We start from the raw sequence: 23,989 nt of genomic DNA on the forward strand, positions 1-23,989 counted from the left end.
TAAGGGAAGGCACAGAGTAAACGGTTGGAGTGATGGTATGACGGTGCAGCCCGATCGCCCCGGGGTTCAAGATCCCGGGCCGGGACGTCGCCTCGGAATTGACGTCGGTACAGTTCGTATCGGTGTCGCATCGTCAGACCGTGATGCAAAGCTAGCGACTCCACTTGAGACTGTTGCCCGTGTTACAGGATTTAAAGATCGCGACGGAGCAGATATCGATAGAATCATCGACATCATCGACGAGTACAAGATCGTTGAAGTTGTTGTTGGTCTGCCACGCGATTTAAAAGGTCACGGCTCACGTAGCGTCAAACACGCGAAAGAGATCGCGTTCCGGATTAGGCGACGATCTGGGCTTCCCGTAAGAATGGCTGATGAACGTCTAACAACTGTTGCTGCAGCTCACGCCTTGCGTGCGAGCGGCGTGAACGAGCGCGCTGGTCGTAGTGTGATTGATCAAGCTGCGGCGGTTGAGATTTTGCAATCCTGGCTGGACGGCCGAACGAATTACTTCAAGGAGAATCAATCGTGACGACCCCAACAACCTCGAAACGACGTACACGGGGCACGGCGGTGCTCGTAACGTCGATCTTGCTGATCATTGGATTGATTGCCTGGATCGCGGTGATGCGTAACGGCACGAACGCCGATTTTAACGGTACCGGTAATGGTGAGGAACAAGTCGTCGAGATCCCCGAGGGCTCGAACATTTCGTCGCTGGGTCCTGAGCTTGAAGAACGTGGCATTGTTGCTTCGAACGGAGCGTTCCAGACTGCAGCTGCGAATAATGCGGACTCGGACAACATTCAGCCTGGATTTTACCGCTTGGAAGGTGAGATGAGTGCGGACAGCGCCGTGGCTGCGCTGCTTGACCCATCCAAGCGCGTGACGCCACTACAGGTTTATGGGGGTGCAACGCTCATGGATGTCAACGTAGTTGGTGGGCAACGGCGTCTTGGTATCTTGTCCATGATTCAGCAAGTTTCTTGTGGTGAGGAAGTTAAACCTGGTTGCGTTACTGTTGAAGAGCTGCACCACGTTGCGGCCGATGCGGATCCGGCGAGCCTCGGCGTTCCAGAGTGGGCACTCGAGGTAGTGAACGCTCGAGCGGGAGACGCGAAACGTCTTGAAGGACTTATTGCTCCGGGTGAGTACATCGTGGATCCAGGGGCGTCTGCCGAGGCCGTGCTCACTGATTTGATTACGCGATCTGCAAAGCAGTATGAAGCGACAGACATAGTCACGAGGGCAAAGTCAGTTGGATTGACTCCGTACGAACTCGTCGTAGCTGCATCTCTGGTTGAGCGTGAGGCTCCCGCCGGAGAGTTCGATAAGGTGGCTCGAGTTATCCTGAACCGTCTCAAAGAGCCTATGCGTCTCGAGTTTGATTCGACCGTCAACTATGGGTTGCCCTCTGTTGAGGTTGCGACGTCACGTGAGGACCGTGAGCGGGTCACTCCTTGGAACACGTACGCGATGGATGGACTACCGCAAACGCCGATTGCATCACCATCGATGGAAGCAATTGAGGCGATGGAGCGGCCTGCAGAAGGTGATTGGCTGTTCTTTGTGACCATCGATAAGGATGGCACGACAGTCTTTAACCGCACTTTTGATAAGCATTTGGAGGATACGCAGCGCGCGTATGACTCTGGCATTCTCGATTCTCAGCGCGAAGGAAATCGGGAGCAGTAATGTACCAAGCAGCCGTCCTCGGTTCCCCGATTAAGCATTCACTCTCACCGGTCTTGCACCACGCTGGGTATAAGGCTCTGGGGCTCGATGATTGGCGTTACACAAGGATTGAGTGCGTCGAAGCAGACCTTCCCAGGGTCGTGCTTGAGGCGGACGAGAGTTTCCAAGGGTTTTCAGTTACGATGCCCGGCAAGTTTGCCGCGTTAAAGGTTGCGGATCGGGCAACCGATCGGGCAATTGCGATCGGGTCCGCGAACACCCTGGTCCGCACGCACCAGGGGTGGCGGGCGGATAACACTGACTGCGAAGGAGTGCTGTACGCGCTTCGCCGTTTGCTTGGCGGAGCAGATATCCAACGAGCGGTTGTGATCGGCGCCGGCGGTACTTCTCGGGCTGTGATTTGGGCCCTTCGGGAACGAGGGGTTGAGGAAATTACTGTTATCAATCGTTCAGATAGGAGCGGCGAGCTTCGAGGACTGACGGAAGGCATTAGGTGCAACTTCGTATCTTTTGACAGTGATCTTTTCAAAGTTACGGCTGCTGCTGACGTGGTTGTTTCGACTGTCCCCGCAGATACGCTGCGGCCCTATGTTCAGCAGCTGGCTCACGCCCCGTTGCTGGATGTCATATATGATCCGTGGCCGACTCCGCTGGTATCCCAATCTGCCGCGAACGGTTACAAAGCAGTCGGGGGGCTGACGATGCTAGCGGGGCAGGCGTTCTCACAGTTCGAACAGTTCACGGGACGCAATGCGCCGCGTGACGAAATGGAAACGGCGCTCGTGGAGCATTGGACCGCGTTAGAGCAGCAAAGTCACTAGAAGATGGCGGGGGGAGCTGTTTGGGGCGCGGTCGCTCTGGGGTTGGCCTGGTCGATACTGACATGCTGGTACGACCTGAAATACACGAGGTTGCCTAATTGGCTCACGTTGCCACTGTGCGTTGTAGCTGTCATTGCCGTCGCGTTCGAGCCCTTCTTATCTGTGGGTATGCTTTGGCCTGCTACCTATTTGCTGTTTGGACAGGGCATTGGTGGCGGTGACATCAAACTCGCGCTTCCACTGGGAGTTGCTTCAGCAGCGGCTGGGGGATTCATCGGTGTTATTGTGGCGTTGTTTATAAGCAGCTTCTGCACGGTATGTTTCGCGTTACTCGTGAGGTCTCGCCGTGTTCCACATGGCCCGTCGATGGTGTTGGCGAGTTGGGCAGTAATTGGAATCTATGCTGGAAACTGCATCTTCTCATGAGAAGTGTGACAGAATAGCCATCATGTTTCGCTGGACCACTGCCGGAGAATCCCACGGCCAAGCCCTGATAGCACTTGTTGAGGATATGCCTGCTGGCGTGCCAATTACTGAGCAGGAGATCGCACATCAGCTCGCTCGTCGCCGTCTCGGGTATGGACGCGGCGCGCGGATGAAGTTTGAGCAAGACAAGCTGGAGCTGCTCGCTGGAGTTGTGCACGGCACCACGATTGGTAGTCCGATCGCGATTCAGATCGGCAATACAGAGTGGCCAAAGTGGACGACGATTATGTCTCCGCATCCGTTGGATACTTCGAATGAAGATGTGCAGAAGGCCATGTCGTCTGGGCGTGGTGCAAAGTTGACTCGTCCGCGACCAGGGCATGCGGATCTTCCAGGCATGATCAAATACGGATTCGATTCGGCACGACCTGTGCTTGAGCGTTCGTCAGCACGTGAGACGGCTGCGCGAGTCGCCGCAGGAGCGGTTGCGCGTGCGCTTTTGCGTGAGGCCCTGGGCGTTGAGGTGTTTTCGCACGTGGTTTCAATTGGGGACTCAGTGCCTGATCGTGACGTGTTGCCTTCGTTTGCTGACATTGATGCTATCGACGCCTCCCCGGTACGTGCCGCGAGCAAGGAAGCAGAAGCCTCGATGGTTGCGTGTATCGAATCCGCAAAGAAATCAGGGGACACCTTGGGTGGAGTCGTCGAGGTAATTGTCGACGGCCTCCCTATCGGCCTGGGCTCCCACATCTCTGGGGAAGCACGCCTCGACGCTCAGCTTGCGGGCGCCTTGATGAGCATTCAATCCGTGAAGGGCGTCGAAATCGGAGATGGTTTTGAGACTGCTACGCGCAGAGGGTCGCAAGCGCACGACGAGATTACGTTGAAAGATGGCCGGGTTCAGCGGCTGTCTAACCGAGCCGGTGGTCTTGAGGGTGGTATGACCAACGGTGAGCAGCTTCGTGTGCGAGCTGCTTTCAAGCCGATTTCTACGGTGCCTCGCGCGTTGCAATCTATCGATATGGCTACCGGCGCGGAGGCCACGGGTATTCATCAGCGATCCGATATCTGTGCTGTCCCAGCGGGAGGCGTGGTCGCAGAGGCGATGGTGGCACTTGTGCTTGCGGAAGCGACATTGAAAAAGTTCGGTGGGGACAGTCTCGACGAGTTGAGGCGTAACATTGCGTCGTATCAGCAATACGTTGCGCAGCGCTTCCGTTTTGATGGGGAGTAGTCCGCAAAGAAAGGATGACTGTGAACGCAGATACAGGTTCCCGACCAGCCGTAGATGAGGTTCTAGGGTCGTGCGAGTCCGGTATTCCAAAAGTCGTGCTTGTTGGCCCTCCAGGCGCTGGGAAGACGACGATTGGGCGTCGATTAGGGAGGGCATTGAACCTTCAGTTCGTGGATTCTGATTCGATAATCGAACAAGCTGAGTGTAAACCGTGCGGTGAAGTCTATGCATCGTTGGGGGAGGATGCGTTTCGTGATCTTGAGCATGAGGTTGTGAAGCAGGTATTAGGGTGCAAGGGCGTTGTGAGCCTAGGCGGTGGCGCTGTGGTTCGGCCTGAGACGAGAGCCCTGTTAGAAAACCACCTTGTCGTGTGGGTTGACGTCGGGGTGAAAGAGGGCACTCGACGGACTGCAGGAGACGGGACTCGTCCAGTGCTGGCAGCAGAAGACCCTGAAGCGCGTTACCAGGCGTTGCTTACTGAACGTGAGCCTTTCTACCGCGAGGTTGCTGACTACCGCGTCCGCACTGACGATCGTCCGCCACAGCGCATCGTTGCTGAAGTGTTAGGCGTCATCGATAGCGAATAGAACGATTCCTAGAGAGAAGAGAGGCAAGTCATGGCAGTAGTGGATGTTTGTGGGCCCCAGCCGTATCAGGTCTTCATCGACCACGACACAACTATGATGGTCGGTAATCACGTGCAGGCGCTCGGGGCGAGAAAGGCTCTGATCGTGCATCAGCCTCCGCTAGCTGCCGTTGCACGAAGTATCGCGCAAGACTTAGAAAACAATAACATTGAACCCCACCTGGCGGCCGTCCCTGATGCGGAGGACGGCAAGAGCATTGCGGTTGCAAGTGAACTTTGGGATGTTCTTGGGCGTGCCGGTTTCTCGAGGCAGGACGCCGTGGTCACTGTGGGCGGCGGTGCAGCAACTGATATGGGTGGATTTATCGCTGCTACTTGGATGCGTGGCATTGACGTCGTGCATGTCCCAACTACATTGCTAGCAATGGTGGACGCCGCAGTAGGCGGGAAGACTGGGATGAACACAGCGGAAGGTAAGAACCTGGTCGGTGCATTTCATGAGCCGAAGGGCGTCTTCATCGACTTGGAACGCGTGTACACCCTTCCAGAAGAAGAGATCGTGTCTGGCTCCGCGGAGTTGATCAAGACGGGTTTTATCGCTGACCCAAAGATTTTGGATCTATTCCAGGAGGGTGCCTCTCGTCACTGGCCTGAGCTCATCGAGCGCTCTGTCGCTGTCAAAGCAGGCGTTGTCTCCAAGGACCTCAAAGAGTCGGGGCTCCGTGAAATCTTGAACTATGGGCACACGCTTGGTCATGCAATCGAGCGACGCGAGCAGTATCGTTGGCGGCACGGAAATGCTGTTGCTGTGGGAATGATGTTCGTTGCGTACCTTGCGCTGCAGCGGGGACTTATCGACGAATCGGTTGTTTCGCTACACCGTACGATCCTTGAAGCGGCTGGGTTGCCAACGCGCTACGAACATGGCGTGTTCGATGAGCTCTATGAGGGAATGACCCGCGATAAGAAGAATAAGAACGGGCACATTCGGTTCGTGGTACTCGATGGTATCGGTTCTTGTACACGAATCGAAGATGCCACCAAAGAAGAGATGCGTGCTGCTTACGAAGCCATGATGGGGGACTAGCGCGATGATGATCCTTGTTCTCAACGGACCAAACTTGGATAGACTCGGCAAGCGGCAGCCCGAAATCTATGGCGCCGAAACCTTGGAGACACTCACACAGCGGCTGCAGAGCAAGGCTACAGCGGCAGGCGTGGATGTTGAGGTTCGTCAGTCCAACCACGAGGGCGACTTGATCGATTGGGTGCACGAGGCGGCTGACAGTAAATGGCCTGTCATCATTAATCCGGGCGGTTTTACGCATACATCAGTGGCGCTGCGCGATGCTGTTGTTGAGTTGGGAGACGGTCCGGGGTTTGTGGAGGTGCACATTTCGAATATTTTCTCGCGTGAGGCTTTCCGACATCATTCGTATTTGTCGCCGGTAGCGCGTGGCGTAATTGCCGGTCTTGGTCTGGAAGGTTACGAGCTTGCAATGCAAGTATTTATCAACGACTTGAAGGAGTCTCAATGGGTTTAGCAGATACTCGATTTGAAAACCGGCGCCGTAAGCTGGCGTCTCTTTTAGCTGGTCACCGGATCGACGACATGTTAGTAACCCATTTGACGCATGTCCGTTACTTGTCTGGGTTCTCTGGTTCCAATGGTGCGCTATTGATCTCCAAAGACCGCTCAGCCCGTATCACAACAGACGGGCGATATGCGACGCAGGTCGCAGAAGAAGTTCCTGATATCGAGGCGACGATCACTCGAAAAGTCGCCACCGAACTGCTGAGCGCAGTTGTAGAGGGACACCGCGTTGGGTACGAAGCAGACTATGTCAGTGCATCGCAGCTTGAAGCTCTGAAGCAGGCTTGTCCTGAAGGCGTGACCTTGGTGCCTGTCACGCAACAAATCGAGGGAATTCGGTTAGTGAAAGATGAACTGGAGCTTCAACGCTTGGCTGAGGCCGCGGAGCTGGCATCGACAGCGCTTCGCGAACTAGTTGACGCCGGTGAGCTCGCAGCAGGACAGTCAGAGCGCCAAGTCGCTGCCAACTTGGAATACCGGATGCGATTGCTTGGCGCTGATCGCCCGAGCTTTGACACGATTGTCGCGTCGGGTTTGAATTCGGCTAAGCCACACCATGGTGCCTCTGACCGCGTGATCGAAGACGGTGACTTTGTCACGATTGATTTCGGAATGTACCGTGCAGGATTCAACTCCGACATGACAAGAACGTTTGCGGTGGGGGAACCTTCTGCGTTTCTCCGCGAAATCTACGAGGTTACTCGTGAATCCCAGCAAGCAGGTGTCGAGGCGGCTGTTGCAGGTGCGAAGTTAGTCGACGTAGACAAAGCATGTAGAAGCATCATTGAAGACGCGGGCTACGGCGAATACTTCGTGCACTCGACGGGTCACGGTATCGGGTTGGATGTGCACGAGGGACCATACGCGGCGCTGACTGGCACTGGAGAGCTAGAACCATCGATGACCTTGACCATCGAACCGGGTATTTACGTTCCTGGGAAGGGAGGTGTCCGAATTGAGGACACCCTGATTATCACCAGCGGTGCACCACGTATTATCACCCAGTTCCCCAAGGAACTCATCGTGCTGTAGCATAATTGTGATTGCGAGAGCACATCTATTGTTAGAAAGAAGGAAGGCTTCAAGTGGCAACTACTGCTGATTTTAAAAACGGTTTGGTTCTGTTGGTAGATGGGAAACTCCAGCAGATTGTTGAGTTCCAGCATGTGAAGCCCGGTAAAGGCCCAGCTTTCGTTCGTACTAAGTTGAAGGATGTTGTCTCCGGCAAAACCGTGGACAAGACCTGGAACGCTGGCGTTAAGGTTGACACGGCAACGGTTGACCGTCGTGACATGACCTACCTGTACAACGACGGGACCAACTACGTGGTCATGGACGATAAGACCTTTGAGCAGTTCGAGCTTCCAGAAGAGAAGTTCGGTGATGCCGCAAAGTTCCTGCTGGAAAACATGCATGTCCAGGTCTCGTTCTACGAGGGCGACGCACTGTTTGCAGAACTACCGATCTCGGTTGATCTCAAGGTCGAGCACACCGAGCCGGGTCTGCAGGGCGATCGCTCCACCGGTGGCACCAAGCCTGCAACCCTGGAGACCGGCGCCGAAATTCAGGTCCCACTGTTTCTTGAGACCGGTAATGTAGTGAAGGTTGATACGCGTACTGGTGAATACCTTTCGCGTGTGAACAACTAATGGAGAATTTCAAACGCCATGGCGCACGATACCGTGCGCGTCGTAGAGCCGTCGATATCCTCTTTGAAGCCGAAGCTAGAGACATCGACCCGGTTGCTATTGTCGAAGACCGAGAGACGCTGTCTCAGAACCCGCTGAATCAAATTGCCCCGGTGGCTCCGTATACCCGGACCATCGTGGAGGGCGTGGCCCTTCAGCTCGATGATATTGACGACGCAATCGAGAAGTTTCTCAGCAGCGATTGGGAGTTGGATCGAATCCCCGCAGTGGATCGGCAGATCTTGCGCGTAGGTATCTGGGAGATCCTGTTCAACGCAGAGGTTGATGCCCCAATCACGATCTCGAATGCGGCTGAATTAGCTACGCAGTACTCAGGCGCGAAAGCGGCGCCGTATATCCACGCGGTGCTCGACGGAGTAATTCAATCGCAATCTGAAAATGCTCCAATGTCTCAGACTCACGCAGAAGAACCTGCTGACGGTCAGGAGGGCGAGGAAGCTTAACGAGTTTTCCGCTGTAAAAAAGTGGGAGGCAACGAATCAACGCGTTGCCTCCCACTTTTTAGTTTCCGCGTTGAACGGCTTCAGCGATCGTTTCTGATAGCACTTTCATCATATTTTGTGCATAGAGCACCTGGTCGACACTACGGCGGAGAGCACTCGAAAGTTGTTCATCGGTCATGCCCGCGGCAACGTGTATCTCGCTTTCAGAACGGACAACTAGTGTCTCCCCTCTGTTTGCCACAACCGCGCGGCAACCGAGCAGCGAAGAGTTCGTCTGGTTCGCGGCGAGATAGAGTGAGGGATCTGTGGAGTCGGAAGGAACGTCTGTTTCGGCATCGGCGCGGACGATCAACACGGTGTCCAGGAGTACAAACAAGACATGGAAATCATTCAGGTTTGCATGCGCGACGCGCCCTGTCGGATCATCGGACAGTTCGATGCCGTGACCCCGCATTTGTTCAATGATGCGTTCGATCGTTACCTGGGGCGTAGAAGTACTAGTGCTCAACGTGGGGGTCCTTCCAGTTCACTAACGTGGGAAATGACGTTTCCAGAAAATCAAAAGCCTGCAGTGTTGATTCGATCGATGTGACGATAAATGCGCCCAATTGATCTGGTGTTAACCCGTTTGTGACGTCTGTCGTACGGATTGCGCTCACCGCCAGCGATGGTGCATCGCTTCCTGTTTCGTTTTCGAAGAAACGCAAGGTTGGCGCAAAATGGGTTTGGTTATGTTCGTTCATTGCCAAGAGCAAGTGTGAAGCCATTTCTTGTGGCACAGCACCGCGCCAAATGGATTCGAAAATCAGATAACTATCATCCAAAGCGCACACAGTCGCGCAGTTGACGAATCCGCTTCGCAAAATATTTTCTTCAATGCGGTACTCAAGGTCCTCATTTTCAAAAATGGCTGCAACATCTGCAAGCGAAACCGGACTGGGCTGGTCAGGGATTTGTTGCGTCGTCATTGTTCCAACCCTACCAATCATTCGTCGGCCAACTACCTATGCGGAATCCTGAGAAAACTTGGCGGGTACACCTGTATAGGGGAAGCGAGCAATCTAGTGAAGAGAATTATTGACCGATATAGCGAGACGCCTTTGTGAAGGTGCTAAGATTCTGACCAGTCTCAGCATAGACAAATACCAATTTCGACATCCTTTAAATTCCGCACAGCGAGGCGGGGAAGGAGGTTCGATGAGTGACAAGCAACGCGTGACGTCTGCGCTATTAAATGAGCGTGACGTTGAGCGAACAATTGCACGCATCGCGCACCAGATCATTGAAAAGAATGCGCTTGATTCGGAGTCTTCAGACACTCCAGTCCTATTGGGTATTCCTTCGGGGGGAGTGCCACTAGCAGAGCGGATCGCGGATGCGATTCAGTCTTTTACCGGGATCACCGTCCCCGTAGGCAGCCTGGATATTACGCTGTACCGAGACGATCTCCGAGACAAGCCTCATAGGGCGCTAATGCCGACGAACATTCCGGTTGAGATCAATAACGCAACGATAATCCTCGTAGATGATGTTTTGTTTTCCGGTCGGACCATCCGCGCGGCACTCGATTCGTTGCGAGATCTTGGTCGACCACGCACTATTCAGCTTGCAGTCCTAGTTGATCGTGGACACCGCCAACTACCAATTCGCGCCGACTACGTTGGCAAGAACATTCCAACCGCCATTGCTGAAGATGTCACGGTGTCTCTGACCCCAATTGATGACATCGATGCGGTGACGCTGACCAAGGAGGTCACCACCGAATGAAGCACCTGATTTCGATCGACGATCTCAGCGTTAACGACATTCACCTCATCATGGATGAGGCAGATCGGTTCCGAGAAACCCTCGAGGGTCGCGAGATTAAAAAGCTCCCAACGCTGCGTGGACGTACGATCTTCACGCTTTTTTACGAGAATTCAACGCGCACGCGCTCCTCATTCGAGACTGCAGGTAAGTGGATGAGCGCTGACGTCATCAATATTTCTGCGTCCTCTTCTTCCGTGAAGAAGGGCGAGTCGCTGAAGGATACGGCCTCGACGATCGCTGCAGTCGGCGCTGACGCCATTGTCGTTCGCCACCCATCGTCTGGAGCAGCGAAACTCATTGCTGACTGGGTTCCTAATGTATCTGTTGTCAATGCGGGCGATGGCCAGAACCAGCACCCGACGCAGGCGCTCCTTGATGCGGTAACAATGCGTCAGAAGATTGGTGAAATCGCCGGCAAGAAAATCATCATTGTCGGCGATATTTTGCATTCAAGGGTCGCACGCTCCAACGTGCAACTGCTGTCGAAGCTTGGCGCGGATGTCGTACTCGTTGCACCACCAACCCTGTTGCCAGTTGGGGCGGAGTACTGGCCATGCCGTATCAGTTACGACTTTGATGCCGAGATTCCAGACGCGGACGTTGTAATGATGCTGCGCGTTCAGGCAGAGCGTATGCATGGCGGGTTTTTCCCATCGCACCGCGAGTACGCCACGCTGTTCGGACTCAGCAAACAGCGAGCACAGCAAATGAAACCCGGCGCCATCATCATGCACCCGGGCCCAATGCTGCGCGGTATGGAAATCAACTTTGATGTTGCAGACCGCGAAAATACTGCTGTACTGCAGCAGGTCTCAAATGGTGTTTATACGCGAATGGCTGTGCTGTTCGCTTTGTTGGCTGGAGAGGATAGCTAGAAATGTCAGTAATTGCATTGACAAACGTTCGGCCATACGGCGAATCCACCGTAAACGTCCTGATCAAAGATGGGCAGATTGCTTCGGTAGGGGAAGACGTCGATACCTCGAAGGCTGACGAAGTACTAGATGGTCAGGGTTGGGTGCTGCTGCCTGGCCTGGTGGACATGCACGTCCACCTCCGTGAGCCGGGCAGGGAAGATACGGAAACCATCGCCACAGGTTCCGACGCAGCTGCGAAGGGCGGTTTTACAGCCGTGTTTACGATGGCTAATACGCGGCCGGTGATTGACCAGCCATTCCTTGCTGAAGCGGTGTGGAACAAGGGGCAAAGCTACGGTAAGTGCGACGTGTACCCGGTTGGATCTATCACGCAAGGGCTTGAGGGCAAGCAGCTCACCGAGATGGGATTGATGTCGAAGTCCCATGTTCGTATGTTCTCGGACGACGGAAAATGCGTAAACGATCCACAAATCATGCGGCGCGCAATTGAATATGCGAAAGCATATGATGTGCTGCTCGCACAACACGCCGAGGATCACCGTCTGACTGAAGACGCCAGCGCTCACGAAGGGCCAATGGCTGCGAAGCTGGGCCTTCGTGGATGGCCGCGCGTAGCTGAAGAATCGATTGTCGCCAGGGACATGATCATGTCGCGCGATTACGGCGGACGTCTCCACGTCTGCCACGCTTCGACGGAAGGAACTGTTCAGCTCTTGCGCCTGGCGAAGCAGCATTCCTCAAAGATTACGGCGGAGGTTACACCGCACCATCTGCTGTTGACAGATGAGAAGCTGGAAACGTTTAACGGAAACTTCCGGGTAAACCCGCCGCTGCGTGAGCACAGAGACACAATTGCGCTTCGTGACGCTTTGCTGAACGGGATTATTGACGTAGTTGCGACGGACCATGCCCCGCACGGTTCGGAAGAAAAGTGTGTGGAGTTTGAACACGCGAAGCCAGGCATGCTGGGGCTCGAGACATCGCTGGCAATCATCGCGCGTGTCTTCGTTGAAGCGGGGTTGGCAGACTGGCGGTTCGTCGCAAAGGTAATGAGTGAGAGACCAGCTGAGATTTTGAGGCTGGAGGACCAGGGGAGACCGATTACTGCTGGCGAACCAGCAAACCTCACCTTGGTCGACCCGAATTCGCCGTGGACGGTAGAGCCGGAAGAGTTGGCGTCGAAAGCCTCGAACACACCATACGAGGGAATGCAGTTCAATGCGCAGGTCAAAATGACGATGCTGCGTGGAGCTATTACGTACCAAGCTGATAACGAGTAAAGGAACTAAACAATATGGTTAATGAACGTATCCCAGCGCTTCTCGTGCTTGGCGACGGAAAGGTTTTTCGAGGCTTCTCATTTGGGGCGAAGAAGCAGGTCTTCGGAGAGGCAGTGTTTAGCACCGCGATGACGGGCTACCAGGAAACGATGACTGACCCGTCCTACCACAAGCAGATCGTGACCCTTACAGCCCCACAGATCGGCAACACCGGTTGGAACGACGAAGACAATGAGTCCCACGACAACAAGATCTGGGCTGCTGGCCTTGTGATCCGCGATCTTTCCACCGTGCACTCGAGCTGGCGCGCAAAGCGCAGCCTTGCAGAACAGATGGAAAACGAAGGTATCCCGGGCATCTACGGGGTGGACACTCGTACTCTGGTGCGTCATCTCCGCAATCACGGCTCTATTGCGGCAGGAATTTTCGTCAGTGAAGACACCGAGCGTCCAGTCGATGAGCTAGTGAAGCTGGTGAACGAGCAGCCTGCGATGGCTGGGGCAGACCTCAGCGAAGAGGTCTCGACGAAGCAGCCGTACACTATCCCCGCTGAAGGCGAGAAGCGTTACACCGTCGTCGCCTACGATATGGGTATTAAGACTGCTACGCCTATGCAGTTTGCACAACGGGGCATTGAGACCGTCGTGGTGCCGGCAAATACTCAGCTAAAGGATATTGAACAGTACCGACCGGATGGTGTGTTCGTCTCGAACGGTCCAGGAGACCCATCCACCGCAGATGAAATGGTGGCGATTGTTCGCGATATTATCGCTGCTGAGATTCCGTTCTTCGGGATCTGCTTCGGTAACCAAATCTTAGGTCGTGCGCTTGGCCTCGAGACATACAAGCTGCGCTACGGCCACCGGGGAGTCAACGTTCCGGTGAAGAACCTGCGCACGGGAAAGATTGATATCACGAGCCAAAATCACGGTTTTGCCCTCCGCGGCAAGGAAGGCGACACATTCGAGACAGATTTCGGCCCGGCGTCCATCACACATGTCTGCCTGAACGATGGCACCGTCGAAGGCGTGGCATTGGACAACAACATGGCGTACTCCGTGCAGTATCACCCCGAATCAGCCGCCGGACCGCACGATGCGAACCCGCTGTTTGACCAGTTCATCTCGTTGATGGACTCGAAGAGCCCGAACAACCAGTAACCAGCATTAGAGGAGATTCACACAATGAAGCGCGAAGATATCAACCATGTGATGGTTATTGGCTCCGGGCCAATCGTTATTGGCCAGGCGTGCGAGTTTGACTACTCGGGGACGCAGGCTTGTCGCGTCCTGAAGGAAGAAGGGCTACGAGTCACGCTCATTAACTCGAACCCGGCAACGATCATGACGGACCCGGAGTTTGCGGATCACACCTATGTTGAGCCGATTGACCCAAGCTACATCGACATGATCTTGGCCCGTGAAGCAGAGCAGGGGCATCCAGTCGATGCGATTCTGCCAACGCTCGGCGGTCAAACTGCCTTGAACGCAGCGATCCAACTTGAGCGCCAGGGTATCCTGGCAAAGCATAACGTGGAGCTTATTGGCGCAAACATCGATGCAATTGAGCGCGGTGAGGATCGGCAGAAGTTCAAGGACATCGTCGAGAAGATCGGCGGTGAATCTGCCCGCTCACGCGTGTGCTACTCGATGGGTGAAGTCCACGAGACTGTCCAGGAGCTTGGGCTTCCGGTCGTTGTCCGTCCTTCCTTCACCATGGGCGGTCTTGGCTCTGGTCTCGCGTTCACCATGGAGGACCTTGACCGCATCGCAGGTGGAGGACTTGACGCCTCCCCGGAGGCAAATGTGCTGATCGAGGAGTCTATTCTCGGCTGGAAAGAGTTCGAGCTTGAGCTTGTCCGCGACCGCAATGACAACGTCATAGTGGTCGCCTCAATCGAGAACGTTGATGCGCTTGGTGTCCACACGGGTGACTCTGTCACCGTCGCGCCGGCTATGACGCTGACGGATAGGGAGTTTCAGACCATGCGTGATCAGGGTATCGCCATTATCCGCGAAGTGGGCGTCGATACGGGTGGCTGCAATATTCAGTTCGCGGTGAACCCAACTGACGGGCGCATCATCACAATTGAGATGAACCCACGTGTCTCTCGCTCTTCGGCTCTTGCGTCGAAGGCGACGGGCTTCCCGATTGCAAAGATCGCCTCCAAGCTGGCTATTGGCTACACGCTGGATGAGATTCAAAACGACATCACCGGGGTGACCCCAGCCGCGTTTGAGCCGACGCTCGACTACGTCATCGTCAAGATGCCTCGCTTTACGTTCGAGAAGTTCCCTGGATCAGACGAGACGTTGGGCACCTCGATGAAGGCTGTTGGCGAAGCAATGGGCATTGGGCGCAACTACATCCAAGGCTTGAATAAGGTCATGCGGTCAATGGAAGAGAAGCCGAACGGTTTCTGGACGAAGCCGGATAGCTACTTTGCTGAAGGCCGTGAGAATGATGTGGATGCTGTCCTCCAGGATCTGCGCATCCCGACCGATAAGCGCATGTACGATGTTGAACTCGCGCTGCGCTTGGGCGCGAGCATCGAGCAGGTCTACGAAGCCAGTGGGATTGACCCGTGGTTCCTCGCTGAGTTGGCAGCGCTCGTTGAGTTCCGCCAGGCGCTTATCGACGCCCCCGTTCTCGACGCTGAGCTGCTCCGCGAAGCGAAAGTTTTCGGGCTCTCTGATGCACAGATTGCCGCGCTTCGCCCTGAGCTAGCCGGCGAAGATGGCGTACGATCACTCCGGTGGTCTCTTGGTGTCCACCCTGTATACAAGACCGTTGATACTTGCGCGGGTGAGTTCGAAGCGCAGACGCCGTATCATTACTCCGCGTACGAATGGGATCCGGAGGCAGAGTCTGAGGTCGCCTCCTCCGATAAGGAGAAGGTGCTGATCCTGGGCTCAGGCCCGAATCGCATCGGTCAAGGCATCGAGTTTGACTACTCGTGCGTCCACGCCGCGCTGGAGCTCTCGCGGGTTGGCTACGAGACAGTGATGATCAACTGCAACCCGGAGACCGTTTCCACTGACTACGACACGGCTGACAGGCTCTACTTCGAGCCTCTGACATTCGAAGATGTCATGGAGATCTATCGCGCTGAGTCTCTGTCTGGCACGGTTGCAGGGGTTATCGTGCAGTTGGGTGGTCAGACGCCACTCGGGCTCGCGCAGCGACTCGCCGACGCCGGGGTGCCGGTAGTCGGAACTAGCCCCGAAGCCATCGATTCCGCGGAAGACCGGGGCGAGTTTGGCAAGGTGCTCGACGCTGCCAAACTGCCTGCGCCAGCGTACGGTACCGCCGTTTCCTTCGAAGAGGCACGTCGAGTAGCAAATGAGATTGGATACCCCGTCCTTGTTCGTCCTTCCTACGTGCTGGGCGGTCGAGGCATGGAGATTGTCTACGACGAGCAAAGCCTTGAAGACTACATCAATCGCGCGACCGAACTCTCGCCGGATCATCCTGTGCTTGTTGACCGCTTCCTGGATTCCGCGATTGAGATCGACGTCGACGTGCTGTCGGATGGTAAGGACGTCTACCTCGGTGGCGTCATGGAACACATCGAGGAAGCCGGCATCCACTCCGGCGATTCGGCCTGTGCGCTGCCTCCGATGACCATTGGGCCAGAGGATATTGAAAAGGTGCGTCGTTCTGCAGAGGCGTTGGCGCACGGTATCGGTGTTACTGGTCTGATGAACGTACAGTTCGCGTTGAAAGACGACATTCTCTACGTCATTGAAGCCAACCCGCGTGCGTCGCGAACCGTTCCTTTCGTGTCGAAGGCGACCGGCGTACACCTAGCCAAGGCGGCTGCTCGTGTGATGATGGGTGCGACCATCGCAGAGCTGAAGGCCGAAGAGATGATCCCGAGTGACTACGACGGTGGCTCGCTGCCACTTGATCACCCAATCGCAGTGAAAGAGGCCGTGTTGCCGTTCAACCGCTTCCGTCGGCCGGACGGAGCGATGCTCGACACCATCCTTGGTCCAGAGATGAAGTCGACTGGCGAAGTGATGGGCTTAGCGCCGTCGTTCGGAGTTGCCTACGCGAAGGCTGAGGCAGCAGCCTTTGGCGCACTTCCGACGGAAGGCACAGTATTCGTTTCTGTCGCCAACCGTGACAAGAGAACCCTGATTTTCCCAATTCAGCGCCTTTCCACAATGGGATTCAAGATTCTGGCTACAGGCGGCACAGCCCAAATGCTGCGAAGGAATGGGATCCCTTGCGAGATCGTATTGAAGGCCTCAGACGTCCGAAACGGGGCGGAAGGCAAATCGATCGTCGACTGCATTAACGATGGTGAGATTGACCTGATTCTGAACACGCCCGCAGGATCTTCAGGTGCACGCCACGACGGATACGATATCCGCGCCGCAGCCGTTGCACACGGTGTACCACTCATGACGACAGTTCAGGGCGTTACCGCCGCAGTCCAAGGCATCGAAGCGCTTCGTGACAATGAAATCGCTGTCATGAGCCTTCAGGAACTTGAGTCCGAAACTCGGACTGAGAACGGAGATAAGTAGCCGTGTCCTTTGCGCTCGACTTACACAGTGCTGCCCGTGAACACGGGCAGCTGTGTGTGGGCATCGACCCGCATGCACAGATCCTTGAGCAGTGGGGTCTCCCAGATACCGTAGATGGCCTTGCCGCGTTTTCCGATGCCTGTGTAGAGGCGTTTGCCGGCCATGCAGCTGTGGTCAAGCCACAGGTCGCGTTCTATGAACGATTTGGATCCGCAGGCTTCCGCGTCCTAGAGCGACTCATTCAACGCTTCCGGGAGTCACGAACGCTTGTGATAGCAGATGCGAAGCGAGGGGATATCGGTTCGACAATGCAAGGGTATGCCGACGCTTGGCTTCGACCGGGATCGCCCCTAGAAGTGGATGCCCTCACGCTGACTCCGTTTCTTGGCGTTGGTTCCCTTGCCCCTGCAATCAACACTGCCTTCGAGTATGGGAAAGGAGTATTTGTTATGGCTGCTAACTCGAACCCGGAGGCGCAGGAGTTCCAATCTCAACAGATAGACGGTGTAACAATCGCGCAGCAGATGGTTGATGCCTGTGAGGCGCTGAATAGCACGCATCGTTCAGATGTGGGGATTGTGGTGGGGGCGACGCTCTCATACGCGCTTGATCTTTCGAGGTTTACTGGGCCAGTTCTTATGCCAGGCGTTGGCGCACAAGGGGCTAGCTTTAACGACGTTCGTGAGATCGCGGGGAAGAGAGTTGGGCAGTTTTATCCCAATATGTCACGTGGGATTCTTACTGCTGGTCCGGACCCAGATGAACTGCGAAAACGTGCTGTTGACCAGGCGAATTGGCAATAGGGACAGCTCGTATTTACCAGATTGCATAATTGCTGGTAGTTTAGTTGCGTCGATGCGTTGACGTGGCTAAACGCCATGCAATACATCATGAAGAAAACTTCCTAGTGCTACACTGGCTCGGAGCCGCTTGCTTAGTCCGGTACTATCGGGGCTGGTAAATCGCGGTCCGGTGCCAAAGCACTGGAGCAATAGAACTACTATCTACATGGAGGAAACCGTGGCACTTCCACAGTTGACCGATGAGCAGCGCAAGGCAGCACTTGAGAAGGCAGCAGAAGCGCGTAAGCAGCGTGCAGAGCTGAAGGCTTCGCTGAAGCGCGGCGACACGAACCTCGCTGAGGTTTTGGAGAAGGCAGCTACCGATGAAATCATCGGTAAGACCAAGGTCTCTGCGCTCCTGGAGGCTCTGCCAAAGGTTGGCAAGGTGAAGGCTCGCGAGATCATGGAAGAGCTTGAGATTGCACAGACGCGTCGTCTGCGCGGTCTGGGTGACCGTCAGCGCCGTGCCCTGCTTGAGCGCTTTGGTTTCTCCGAGGACTAATCCAGTGTCGACTCCCACTTCACGCGGTAATCTCGTAGTTCTGGCCGGCCCGTCAGCGGTAGGGAAGTCAACCGTTGTGCAGCGCTTGCGCACAGAAGTTCCTGAACTGTACTTCTCTGTCTCAATGACAACGCGCGCACCTCGGCCGGGCGAACAGGACGGCAAGGATTACTTCTTTGTTACGCCCGATGAGTTCCAACAGAAGATTGATTCGGGCGAGATGCTTGAGTGGGCAGATATCCATGGAGGGCTCCAGCGCTCCGGTACTCCAGCTTCTCCAGTGCGCGAGGCGTTGGAGGCTGGTCGGCCAGTCCTCGTCGAAGTCGACTTGGTTGGAGCTCGAAACATCAAAGGCTTGATGCCCGAGGCGGCCACCGTGTTCTTGGCCCCGCCGTCGTGGGAGATTCTTGTAGAGCGACTCACTGGCAGGGGCACGGAGACGCAAGAGGTGATCGAGCGTCGTCTGGAAACTGCCCGCAACGAGATTGCGGCACAGGACGAATTCGACAACGTCGTGGTCAATGACAACATCGATGACGCTGTCGCTGCTATAGTGGACCTTCTTGTGGGGTCTGACGGCCGAGACACTGACAATTAATTGAAGTACAACGAGAAGTAGGTTGAATTGAGCACGATCAACAGCGATCTGTTGCAAGATGGCTCTGCGGGCGACGCGGAAGAAAAAGCATACGACACCCCTGATGGTATTACCGCACCCCCGATTGATGAGCTACTGACGAAGGTTTCGTCGAAGTACGCCTTGGTAATCTTTGCGGCCAAGCGCGCCCGCCAAATCAACAGCTACTACCAGAACTCAGACGAGGGCGTTTTTGAGTTCATCGGGCCATTGGTGACGCCAGAGCCGGGTGAGAAGCCGCTTTCGATCGCGCTTCGTGAGATCAACTCGAGTTTGCTCGAGCACGAAGAGGGCATGTAACTCCCCGCACCCTCATATCACACACTTGCCCCGCAGTGGCTCCCTAATGGAAGCGGCTGCGGGGTTTTGCGTACACTCTTTTGCTATGAACGAAGTGAGCAAGGTAGTCGTTGGCGTTTCGGGCGGTATCGCAGCGTACAAAGCCTGTCAGATTGTTCGCGGATTTCGCGAGCAAGGGGTTGACGTACGGGTTATTCCGACAGAAAACGCCTTGAAGTTTGTAGGTGCGGCCACTTTTGAGGCGCTGTCTGGCGCTCCGGTAGACACTGATGTTTTTTCGCGCGTTGATGAGGTGCAGCACGTACGAATCGGGCAGGATGCGGACGTCATTGTGGTGGCTCCAGCTACTGCAGACTTTCTGGCGCGCGTGGCTGGTGGGCGCGCTGATGATCTCTTAACTTCCACACTGCTCATGGCAACGTGTCCCGTCGTGCTCGCTCCGGCAATGCATACTGAGATGTGGAACAATCGCGCTACGCAACACAACGTGTCGGTCCTTCGCTCTCGGGGGTACACCGTACTGGAGCCAGCGCATGGGCGGCTGACGGGCAAGGACAGTGGGGCAGGTCGGCTTCTCGACCCCTCGCAGATTGTCAAGCTGACAGAGACCGTGGCTGCTACCAGGCCAATTGAGCAAACGCTCAAGGGTAAAAGAGTGTTGATCAGTGCCGGAGGCACTCGGGAGCCACTTGATCCTGTCCGATTCTTGGGGAATCATTCCTCCGGCAAGCAAGGTTTTGCTCTGGCAGAGATTGCGGCACAAAGAGGTGCCCACGTTGATATCGTCGCCGGTGCCATTGACCACTTGAGCATCCCCGCTGGTGCTGAGATACATCGTGTCACTACTGCTCTCCAGATGAATGAGGCGATGCGCAGCCTTGCTCCACAAGCCGACATCATCGTTATGGCTGCTGCTGTAGCTGATATGAGGCCACGGCATGCGGCGCAGAAGAAACTGAAGAAAGATGGCAACAGTCAAGAGCTTTCTCAGGTGGACCTGGTTGCAAACCCCGATATTTTGCAGGGACTTGGTGAGATGAGGAAAAAGGGGCTTACCTCTGCGACGATTATTGGGTTCGCTGCGGAGACCGATAACGAACTTGAGAACGCCCGGCGCAAGCTGCAGCGCAAGGGAGTGGACGGTCTGATGGTGAATTCGGTGGCGCAGGGAGCTGTCTTCGGGCAGGCACACAATCAGGGGTGGTTCCTTGATAGTTCGGGTCGGGAACAGGCGATTCCGCATGGTACAAAGCTGGAAGTTGCAGTGCACCTGCTGGATAAGGTTGAGTCACTCCACATGTAGAAACGACGTTTGAATTATTAGACCGAGTGGTCTACTCTAAGGTGCATTGCATCAACGGTTGGCGATGGTACGTCTTCGCTGGCCATTCTCTGTAGGAACGAAAGAGCAAAAGGAAGACCGCTTTGTCTACACGTGATACTGGTACGTACTACCGTTTATTCACCAGTGAATCGGTGACTGAAGGTCACCCCGACAAAATCTGCGACGCAATTTCGGACGCGATTTTGGACGACATGCTCAAGCAGGATCCGTCCTCGCGTGTCGCTGTAGAAACCTTAGTGACGACCGGTCAGGTGCACGTGGTGGGTGAGGTACAAACCGAGGCTTACTCAAACATCGCCAAGATTGTCCGCGACAAGTTGGTCGGAATCGGGTTTTCTTCGTCGGAGGTGGGCTTTGATGGCCGTACATGTGGAGTGAACATCGCCATCGGCGATCAGTCTGCTGAAATTTCGGACGGCGTTAGTTTTTCTCAGGAGTCGCGCGAGAACGACACCATCGAAGCGCTCAACCAAACAGGTGCTGGTGATCAGGGGCTGATGTTTGGTTACGCTACGAATGAAACCGAAGAGTACATGCCGCTACCAATTGCGCTTGCGCACCGACTTGCGCGACGCTTGACCGAGGTGAGAAAGATGGGCACCGTTGTGGGCTTGCGCCCGGACGGTAAGACTCAGGTGACGTTCGCTTACGACGGCGACACCCCAGTGGCACTGGATACCGTGGTTATTTCCACGCAACACGACCCGGACTTCGTCGGAGAGGAACTCGAGAACGCGCTCCGTACCCATGTGCTCGAGTGGGTAATCGCTGACGCTGGGTTAGAGAAGTTCTACACGGATGACACCAAGCTGCTGATTAATCCCTCGGGTTCGTTTGTGCTTGGGGGCCCGATGGGAGACGCCGGGTTGACTGGGCGAAAGATCATCGTAGACACATATGGTGGCATGGCCCGGCACGGCGGTGGTGCGTTTTCCGGCAAGGATCCATCAAAGGTTGACCGCTCTGCTGCGTACGCAACTCGTTGGGTTGCCAAGAATATTTGTGCAGCTGGTTTAGCAGACCGCGTCGAGGTGCAGGTAGCGTACGCGATTGGGCGAGCAACCCCGGTTGGCCTCTACGTTGAGACGTTTGGCACCGCAGCTGAAGGACAGACGAACGAGTCAATTCAGCAGGCTGTGGAGAAGGTCTTTGATCTTCGTCCGGCCGCAATTATCAAAGAACTTGACTTGCTTCGCCCAATTTATGCCCAAACGGCTGCGTACGGTCACTTTGGGCGCACGGATGTCGACTTGCCGTGGGAGCGTTTGGACAAGGTAGATGACCTGCGCGCTGCAGCAGGGGTATAAGGCACGGCTGAATGTCGAAGCAGCCCGCAACCTTCCTTCCTGTCGCTAAGGTGCTACCGCAGCTTGGGTTGGCACATCTAGACCGCACCTTTGACTACTACGTAGCTGAAGAGCAGTCAGAAGATGCGCAGCCGGGAACGCGGGTGCGGGTGCGGTTCGCTGGTCGACTTGTTGATGGGTTGATTCTTGGCCGGACGGAGGCCCCTGAGCATGTAGGTAACTTGCGGTTCCTCGAGCGCGTGATTTCATCGGAGGTTGTCGCTCCAATCCAGTTACGCCAGCTTGTCGACGCACTCGCTGAGCGCTATGCCGGCGTCAGGTCTGATATCTATCGCTCAGCGATCCCTCCTCGGCATAAGAAAGCTGAAGAGACAGACACTTCTACACCTTGGGCGGAGCTTGGTGAGGCCACCGAGCCAGATCTTTCGGGATGGAGTACATATCAATACGGTGAATCATTCGTCGATGCTGTGCTTGCCAGAAAGCTAGTGCGAGCAGCGTGGCAGGTTGCACCAGGTGCTCCGTGGGCAGGTCCTGTTGCTGCTTTGGCTGCAAAAGTCGCGCTTGACGGTGGCGGAGCACTCATCGTCGTACCGGACCAGCGAGATGTAGATAGCCTCGAAGCACAGTTGAAGAAGGTGGTCGGGCCTCGGCAGATAAGCACGCTCACTTCTGCACAGGGTCCGCAGGCAAGGTATTCACGATATCTTTCGGCATTGCATGGGCAGGCCCGAATCGTGGTGGGGACTCGCTCTGCCGCGTTTGCGCCGGTACAGGATCTTCGACTGCTTGTGCTCATGGATGATGGCAACGACAATCTTGTTGACCCGCGTGAGCCGTATGTGCATGCTCGCGAGGTCTTGACGACGCGCTCCGCGCTTGAGCACGTCCCTTTAATCATCGGTGGTGTCGCAAGAACTGCAGAAACCCAAATGCTGGTCGAATCGGGTTGGATGCATGGGTTGGAGGCGTCGAAAGGCACGATTCGAGAGCGGATGCCGCGGATCTATGCAGCGGGGGATTCCGACATCGCACTAGAACGTGACCCACGTGCAAGGCAAGCAAGGCTTCCTTCTGCGGCGTTCCAAGCAGCAAAGCGGGCTCTTGAGCGTAATCGCCCGGTGCTGTTTCAGGTGCCTCGTGCTGGATACATTCGTGCGCTGGCTTGCGGTGATTGCCGCACTCCGTCGCGGTGTCGTGCGTGCAATGGACCGCTCGAGTTGCCACAAAGTGGGGATGCCTCCGCACCAACCTGCCGGTGGTGTGGCCGCATAGATCCGTCTTATCGTTGTGTTGCATGTGGTTCGCGAAAGCTGCGCGCAGTGGTATTGGGCACAGACCGGACGGCAGAGGAGCTTGGCCGAGCATTTCCTCATGTTCGTGTGCGGAACTCCTCGGGCGAGAAGGTACTCGCTGAGGTTGAGCCTCAGGCACAGCTTGTTGTAGCCACGCCCGGCGCGGAACCCGTAGTGGAAGGCGGGTACGGAGCAGCGGTGCTGATGGATGCGTGGGCGCTGCTGCAACGTCCAGACTTGCGAGCAGCTGAAGAGACATATTCGAGATGGATAGCGGCTGCAGCGCTGGTTGAGCCCCATGAACGCGGCGGGGAGGTCGTCGTGACCGCTGATCCGGGAATTGCGGTTGTGCAGTTCTTCCTGCGCTGGGATCCGTCCGGCTATGCGGCGCTTGAGCTTGGACATCGAAGAGAGGTTTCGTTTCCGCCAGCTGCTCACGTAGCAGTGGTGGACGCACCACGTGTCGCTTTGGAAGATTTTTTCGCACATACGACGCTTCCTTTAGCTGCTGAGTTATTGGGGCCTGTCGACTTACCGAGCGGGGTCTCATTACCTGGCACTTGGGACGAGCAGCAGTTCGGCCCTGCGCAGCGCATGCTGGTGAGGTGCGCAGTGCAAGAACGGAATGAGCTAGGTCGTGCTTTACGGGCTGGAGTGATCAGTAGAGCGACGCGCAAGCAGGATTTACCGCTGCGGGTGCAGGTTGACCCTCTGCATATTGGATAGTGTTGCGCCCGTGGAGCCGAGAGGT

At 55.7% G+C, this 23,989-nt stretch carries 25 protein-coding genes; 23 read left to right on the forward strand and 2 right to left on the reverse strand.

All coding sequences use genetic code 11. The features are described from left to right. The first annotated feature begins 37 nt into the window (after positions 1 to 37). From ruvX to nusB, 11 genes are all read left to right on the forward strand, one after another. Complete coding sequence (gene ruvX / locus HMPREF3170_RS00445) at positions 38 to 532, forward strand: Holliday junction resolvase RuvX (RefSeq protein ID WP_070362388.1); 495 nt, start codon at positions 38 to 40, stop codon at positions 530 to 532. Next, positions 529 to 1,695, forward strand: a complete 1,167-nt coding sequence (gene mltG, locus HMPREF3170_RS00450) for an endolytic transglycosylase MltG (RefSeq protein ID WP_070477037.1) — start codon at positions 529 to 531, stop codon at positions 1,693 to 1,695. Before ruvX ends, mltG begins: the two co-directional genes overlap by 4 nt. Next, on the forward strand, positions 1,695 to 2,516 hold the full coding sequence (locus tag HMPREF3170_RS00455) for a shikimate dehydrogenase (protein WP_070477039.1): 822 nt from the start codon (positions 1,695 to 1,697) through the stop codon (positions 2,514 to 2,516). Before mltG ends, HMPREF3170_RS00455 begins: the two co-directional genes overlap by 1 nt. A 3-nt stretch (positions 2,517 to 2,519) precedes the next feature. Further along, positions 2,520 to 2,942: a prepilin peptidase gene (locus tag HMPREF3170_RS11200; RefSeq protein ID WP_083290772.1), complete on the forward strand. Its 423-nt coding sequence runs from the start codon at positions 2,520 to 2,522 to the stop codon at positions 2,940 to 2,942. Between the two features lie 22 nt (positions 2,943 to 2,964). Further along, positions 2,965 to 4,176, forward strand: coding sequence for a chorismate synthase (gene aroC / locus HMPREF3170_RS00460; RefSeq protein WP_070477042.1), 1,212 nt, complete (start codon positions 2,965 to 2,967; stop codon positions 4,174 to 4,176). 83 nt (positions 4,177 to 4,259) lie between these two features. Further along, positions 4,260 to 4,763, forward strand: a complete 504-nt coding sequence (locus HMPREF3170_RS00465) for a shikimate kinase (protein ID WP_070363510.1) — start codon at positions 4,260 to 4,262, stop codon at positions 4,761 to 4,763. A 30-nt stretch (positions 4,764 to 4,793) separates the two neighbouring features. Beyond that, complete coding sequence (gene aroB, locus HMPREF3170_RS00470; protein WP_070477044.1) at positions 4,794 to 5,849, forward strand: 3-dehydroquinate synthase; 1,056 nt, start codon at positions 4,794 to 4,796, stop codon at positions 5,847 to 5,849. Positions 5,850 to 5,853: 4 nt separating this feature from the next. Then, the gene (aroQ, locus tag HMPREF3170_RS00475) at positions 5,854 to 6,306 is read left to right on the forward strand and encodes a type II 3-dehydroquinate dehydratase (protein ID WP_070477045.1); all 453 of its coding nucleotides are present in this window, start codon (positions 5,854 to 5,856) and stop codon (positions 6,304 to 6,306) included. Beyond that, complete coding sequence (locus HMPREF3170_RS00480) at positions 6,297 to 7,388, forward strand: aminopeptidase P family protein (RefSeq protein ID WP_070477047.1); 1,092 nt, start codon at positions 6,297 to 6,299, stop codon at positions 7,386 to 7,388. Before aroQ ends, HMPREF3170_RS00480 begins: the two co-directional genes overlap by 10 nt. 53 nt (positions 7,389 to 7,441) lie before the next feature. Next, the gene (gene efp, locus HMPREF3170_RS00485) at positions 7,442 to 8,005 is read left to right on the forward strand and encodes an elongation factor P (RefSeq protein WP_070362395.1); all 564 of its coding nucleotides are present in this window, start codon (positions 7,442 to 7,444) and stop codon (positions 8,003 to 8,005) included. Then, positions 8,005 to 8,508, forward strand: coding sequence for a transcription antitermination factor NusB (gene nusB / locus HMPREF3170_RS00490; protein ID WP_070362396.1), 504 nt, complete (start codon positions 8,005 to 8,007; stop codon positions 8,506 to 8,508). The genes efp and nusB overlap by 1 nt, the downstream gene beginning before the upstream one ends. A 58-nt stretch (positions 8,509 to 8,566) precedes the next feature. Here the strand turns inward: nusB and HMPREF3170_RS00495 are convergent, their stop codons facing one another. Together HMPREF3170_RS00495 and HMPREF3170_RS00500 are read right to left on the reverse strand one after the other, a co-directional pair. After that, positions 8,567 to 9,016 carry a YbjN domain-containing protein gene (locus HMPREF3170_RS00495; RefSeq protein WP_070477049.1) on the reverse strand — a complete coding sequence of 150 codons (450 nt, stop codon included), beginning with the start codon at positions 9,014 to 9,016 and terminating at the stop codon, positions 8,567 to 8,569. Next, a complete protein-coding gene (locus HMPREF3170_RS00500; protein ID WP_070362398.1) occupies positions 9,006 to 9,476 on the reverse strand; it encodes a type III secretion system chaperone family protein in 471 nt (156 codons plus the stop codon). Before HMPREF3170_RS00500 ends, HMPREF3170_RS00495 begins: the two co-directional genes overlap by 11 nt. 229 nt (positions 9,477 to 9,705) lie before the next feature. Here HMPREF3170_RS00500 and pyrR point away from each other — a divergent pair, with 229 nt between their 5' ends. The 12 genes from pyrR to HMPREF3170_RS00560 all read left to right on the forward strand — a co-directional run bounded on the left by pyrR (position 9,706) and on the right by HMPREF3170_RS00560 (position 23,964). Next, positions 9,706 to 10,275, forward strand: a complete 570-nt coding sequence (gene pyrR, locus HMPREF3170_RS00505) for a bifunctional pyr operon transcriptional regulator/uracil phosphoribosyltransferase PyrR (protein ID WP_070362399.1) — start codon at positions 9,706 to 9,708, stop codon at positions 10,273 to 10,275. Further along, the gene (locus HMPREF3170_RS00510) at positions 10,272 to 11,192 is read left to right on the forward strand and encodes an aspartate carbamoyltransferase catalytic subunit (RefSeq protein ID WP_070362400.1); all 921 of its coding nucleotides are present in this window, start codon (positions 10,272 to 10,274) and stop codon (positions 11,190 to 11,192) included. The genes pyrR and HMPREF3170_RS00510 overlap by 4 nt, the downstream gene beginning before the upstream one ends. A gap of 2 nt (positions 11,193 to 11,194) precedes the next feature. Further along, positions 11,195 to 12,475 (forward strand): dihydroorotase, encoded by a 1,281-nt coding sequence (locus tag HMPREF3170_RS00515; protein ID WP_070362401.1) that lies wholly within the window; start codon positions 11,195 to 11,197, stop codon positions 12,473 to 12,475. Positions 12,476 to 12,489: 14 nt separating this feature from the next. Then, the gene (gene carA / locus HMPREF3170_RS00520; protein ID WP_070477051.1) at positions 12,490 to 13,635 is read left to right on the forward strand and encodes a glutamine-hydrolyzing carbamoyl-phosphate synthase small subunit; all 1,146 of its coding nucleotides are present in this window, start codon (positions 12,490 to 12,492) and stop codon (positions 13,633 to 13,635) included. Between the two features lie 24 nt (positions 13,636 to 13,659). After that, a complete protein-coding gene (gene carB / locus HMPREF3170_RS00525; RefSeq protein ID WP_070477053.1) occupies positions 13,660 to 17,010 on the forward strand; it encodes a carbamoyl-phosphate synthase large subunit in 3,351 nt (1,116 codons plus the stop codon). A 2-nt stretch (positions 17,011 to 17,012) separates the two neighbouring features. Next, entirely contained in the window at positions 17,013 to 17,813 is an 801-nt protein-coding gene (gene pyrF / locus HMPREF3170_RS00530) for an orotidine-5'-phosphate decarboxylase (RefSeq protein WP_070477054.1), read from the forward strand. Between the two features lie 217 nt (positions 17,814 to 18,030). Further along, the gene (gene mihF, locus HMPREF3170_RS00535; protein ID WP_070363511.1) at positions 18,031 to 18,354 is read left to right on the forward strand and encodes an integration host factor, actinobacterial type; all 324 of its coding nucleotides are present in this window, start codon (positions 18,031 to 18,033) and stop codon (positions 18,352 to 18,354) included. Positions 18,355 to 18,358: 4 nt separating this feature from the next. Further along, positions 18,359 to 18,952: a guanylate kinase gene (gene gmk, locus HMPREF3170_RS00540; protein WP_070362405.1), complete on the forward strand. Its 594-nt coding sequence runs from the start codon at positions 18,359 to 18,361 to the stop codon at positions 18,950 to 18,952. A 36-nt stretch (positions 18,953 to 18,988) separates the two neighbouring features. Next, positions 18,989 to 19,291 (forward strand): DNA-directed RNA polymerase subunit omega, encoded by a 303-nt coding sequence (gene rpoZ / locus HMPREF3170_RS00545; protein WP_240492815.1) that lies wholly within the window; start codon positions 18,989 to 18,991, stop codon positions 19,289 to 19,291. An 85-nt stretch (positions 19,292 to 19,376) separates the two neighbouring features. Then, positions 19,377 to 20,594, forward strand: coding sequence for a bifunctional phosphopantothenoylcysteine decarboxylase/phosphopantothenate--cysteine ligase CoaBC (gene coaBC, locus HMPREF3170_RS00550; protein WP_083290776.1), 1,218 nt, complete (start codon positions 19,377 to 19,379; stop codon positions 20,592 to 20,594). 122 nt (positions 20,595 to 20,716) lie between these two features. Beyond that, positions 20,717 to 21,943 (forward strand): methionine adenosyltransferase, encoded by a 1,227-nt coding sequence (metK, locus tag HMPREF3170_RS00555; RefSeq protein ID WP_070477058.1) that lies wholly within the window; start codon positions 20,717 to 20,719, stop codon positions 21,941 to 21,943. 11 nt (positions 21,944 to 21,954) lie between these two features. Next, positions 21,955 to 23,964 carry a primosomal protein N' gene (locus HMPREF3170_RS00560; RefSeq protein ID WP_070477060.1) on the forward strand — a complete coding sequence of 670 codons (2,010 nt, stop codon included), beginning with the start codon at positions 21,955 to 21,957 and terminating at the stop codon, positions 23,962 to 23,964. Positions 23,965 to 23,989: the final 25 nt, after the last annotated feature.

Source organism: Corynebacterium sp. HMSC08D02, assembly GCF_001807505.1.
Taxonomy (GTDB): Bacteria; Actinomycetota; Actinomycetes; order Mycobacteriales; family Mycobacteriaceae; genus Corynebacterium; species Corynebacterium pseudogenitalium.

Bases quoted from the DNA above. Each gene is read 5' to 3' on its own strand.
- ruvX (WP_070362388.1), top strand. From the start codon at position 38: ATGACGGTGCAGCCCGATCGCCCCGGGGTTCAAGATCCCGGGCCGGGA.
- HMPREF3170_RS00455 (WP_070477039.1), top strand. From the start codon at position 1,695: ATGTACCAAGCAGCCGTCCTCGGTTCCCCGATTAAGCATTCACTCTCA.
- HMPREF3170_RS11200 (WP_083290772.1), top strand. From the start codon at position 2,520: ATGGCGGGGGGAGCTGTTTGGGGCGCGGTCGCTCTGGGGTTGGCCTGG.
- aroC (WP_070477042.1), top strand. From the start codon at position 2,965: ATGTTTCGCTGGACCACTGCCGGAGAATCCCACGGCCAAGCCCTGATA.
- aroB (WP_070477044.1), top strand. From the start codon at position 4,794: ATGGCAGTAGTGGATGTTTGTGGGCCCCAGCCGTATCAGGTCTTCATC.
- aroQ (WP_070477045.1), top strand. From the start codon at position 5,854: ATGATGATCCTTGTTCTCAACGGACCAAACTTGGATAGACTCGGCAAG.
- HMPREF3170_RS00480 (WP_070477047.1), top strand. From the start codon at position 6,297: ATGGGTTTAGCAGATACTCGATTTGAAAACCGGCGCCGTAAGCTGGCG.
- nusB (WP_070362396.1), top strand. From the start codon at position 8,005: ATGGAGAATTTCAAACGCCATGGCGCACGATACCGTGCGCGTCGTAGA.
- HMPREF3170_RS00500 (WP_070362398.1), bottom strand. From the start codon at position 9,476: ATGACGACGCAACAAATCCCTGACCAGCCCAGTCCGGTTTCGCTTGCA.
- pyrR (WP_070362399.1), top strand. From the start codon at position 9,706: ATGAGTGACAAGCAACGCGTGACGTCTGCGCTATTAAATGAGCGTGAC.
- HMPREF3170_RS00510 (WP_070362400.1), top strand. From the start codon at position 10,272: ATGAAGCACCTGATTTCGATCGACGATCTCAGCGTTAACGACATTCAC.
- HMPREF3170_RS00515 (WP_070362401.1), top strand. From the start codon at position 11,195: ATGTCAGTAATTGCATTGACAAACGTTCGGCCATACGGCGAATCCACC.
- carA (WP_070477051.1), top strand. From the start codon at position 12,490: ATGGTTAATGAACGTATCCCAGCGCTTCTCGTGCTTGGCGACGGAAAG.
- carB (WP_070477053.1), top strand. From the start codon at position 13,660: ATGAAGCGCGAAGATATCAACCATGTGATGGTTATTGGCTCCGGGCCA.
- coaBC (WP_083290776.1), top strand. From the start codon at position 19,377: ATGAACGAAGTGAGCAAGGTAGTCGTTGGCGTTTCGGGCGGTATCGCA.
- HMPREF3170_RS00560 (WP_070477060.1), top strand. From the start codon at position 21,955: ATGTCGAAGCAGCCCGCAACCTTCCTTCCTGTCGCTAAGGTGCTACCG.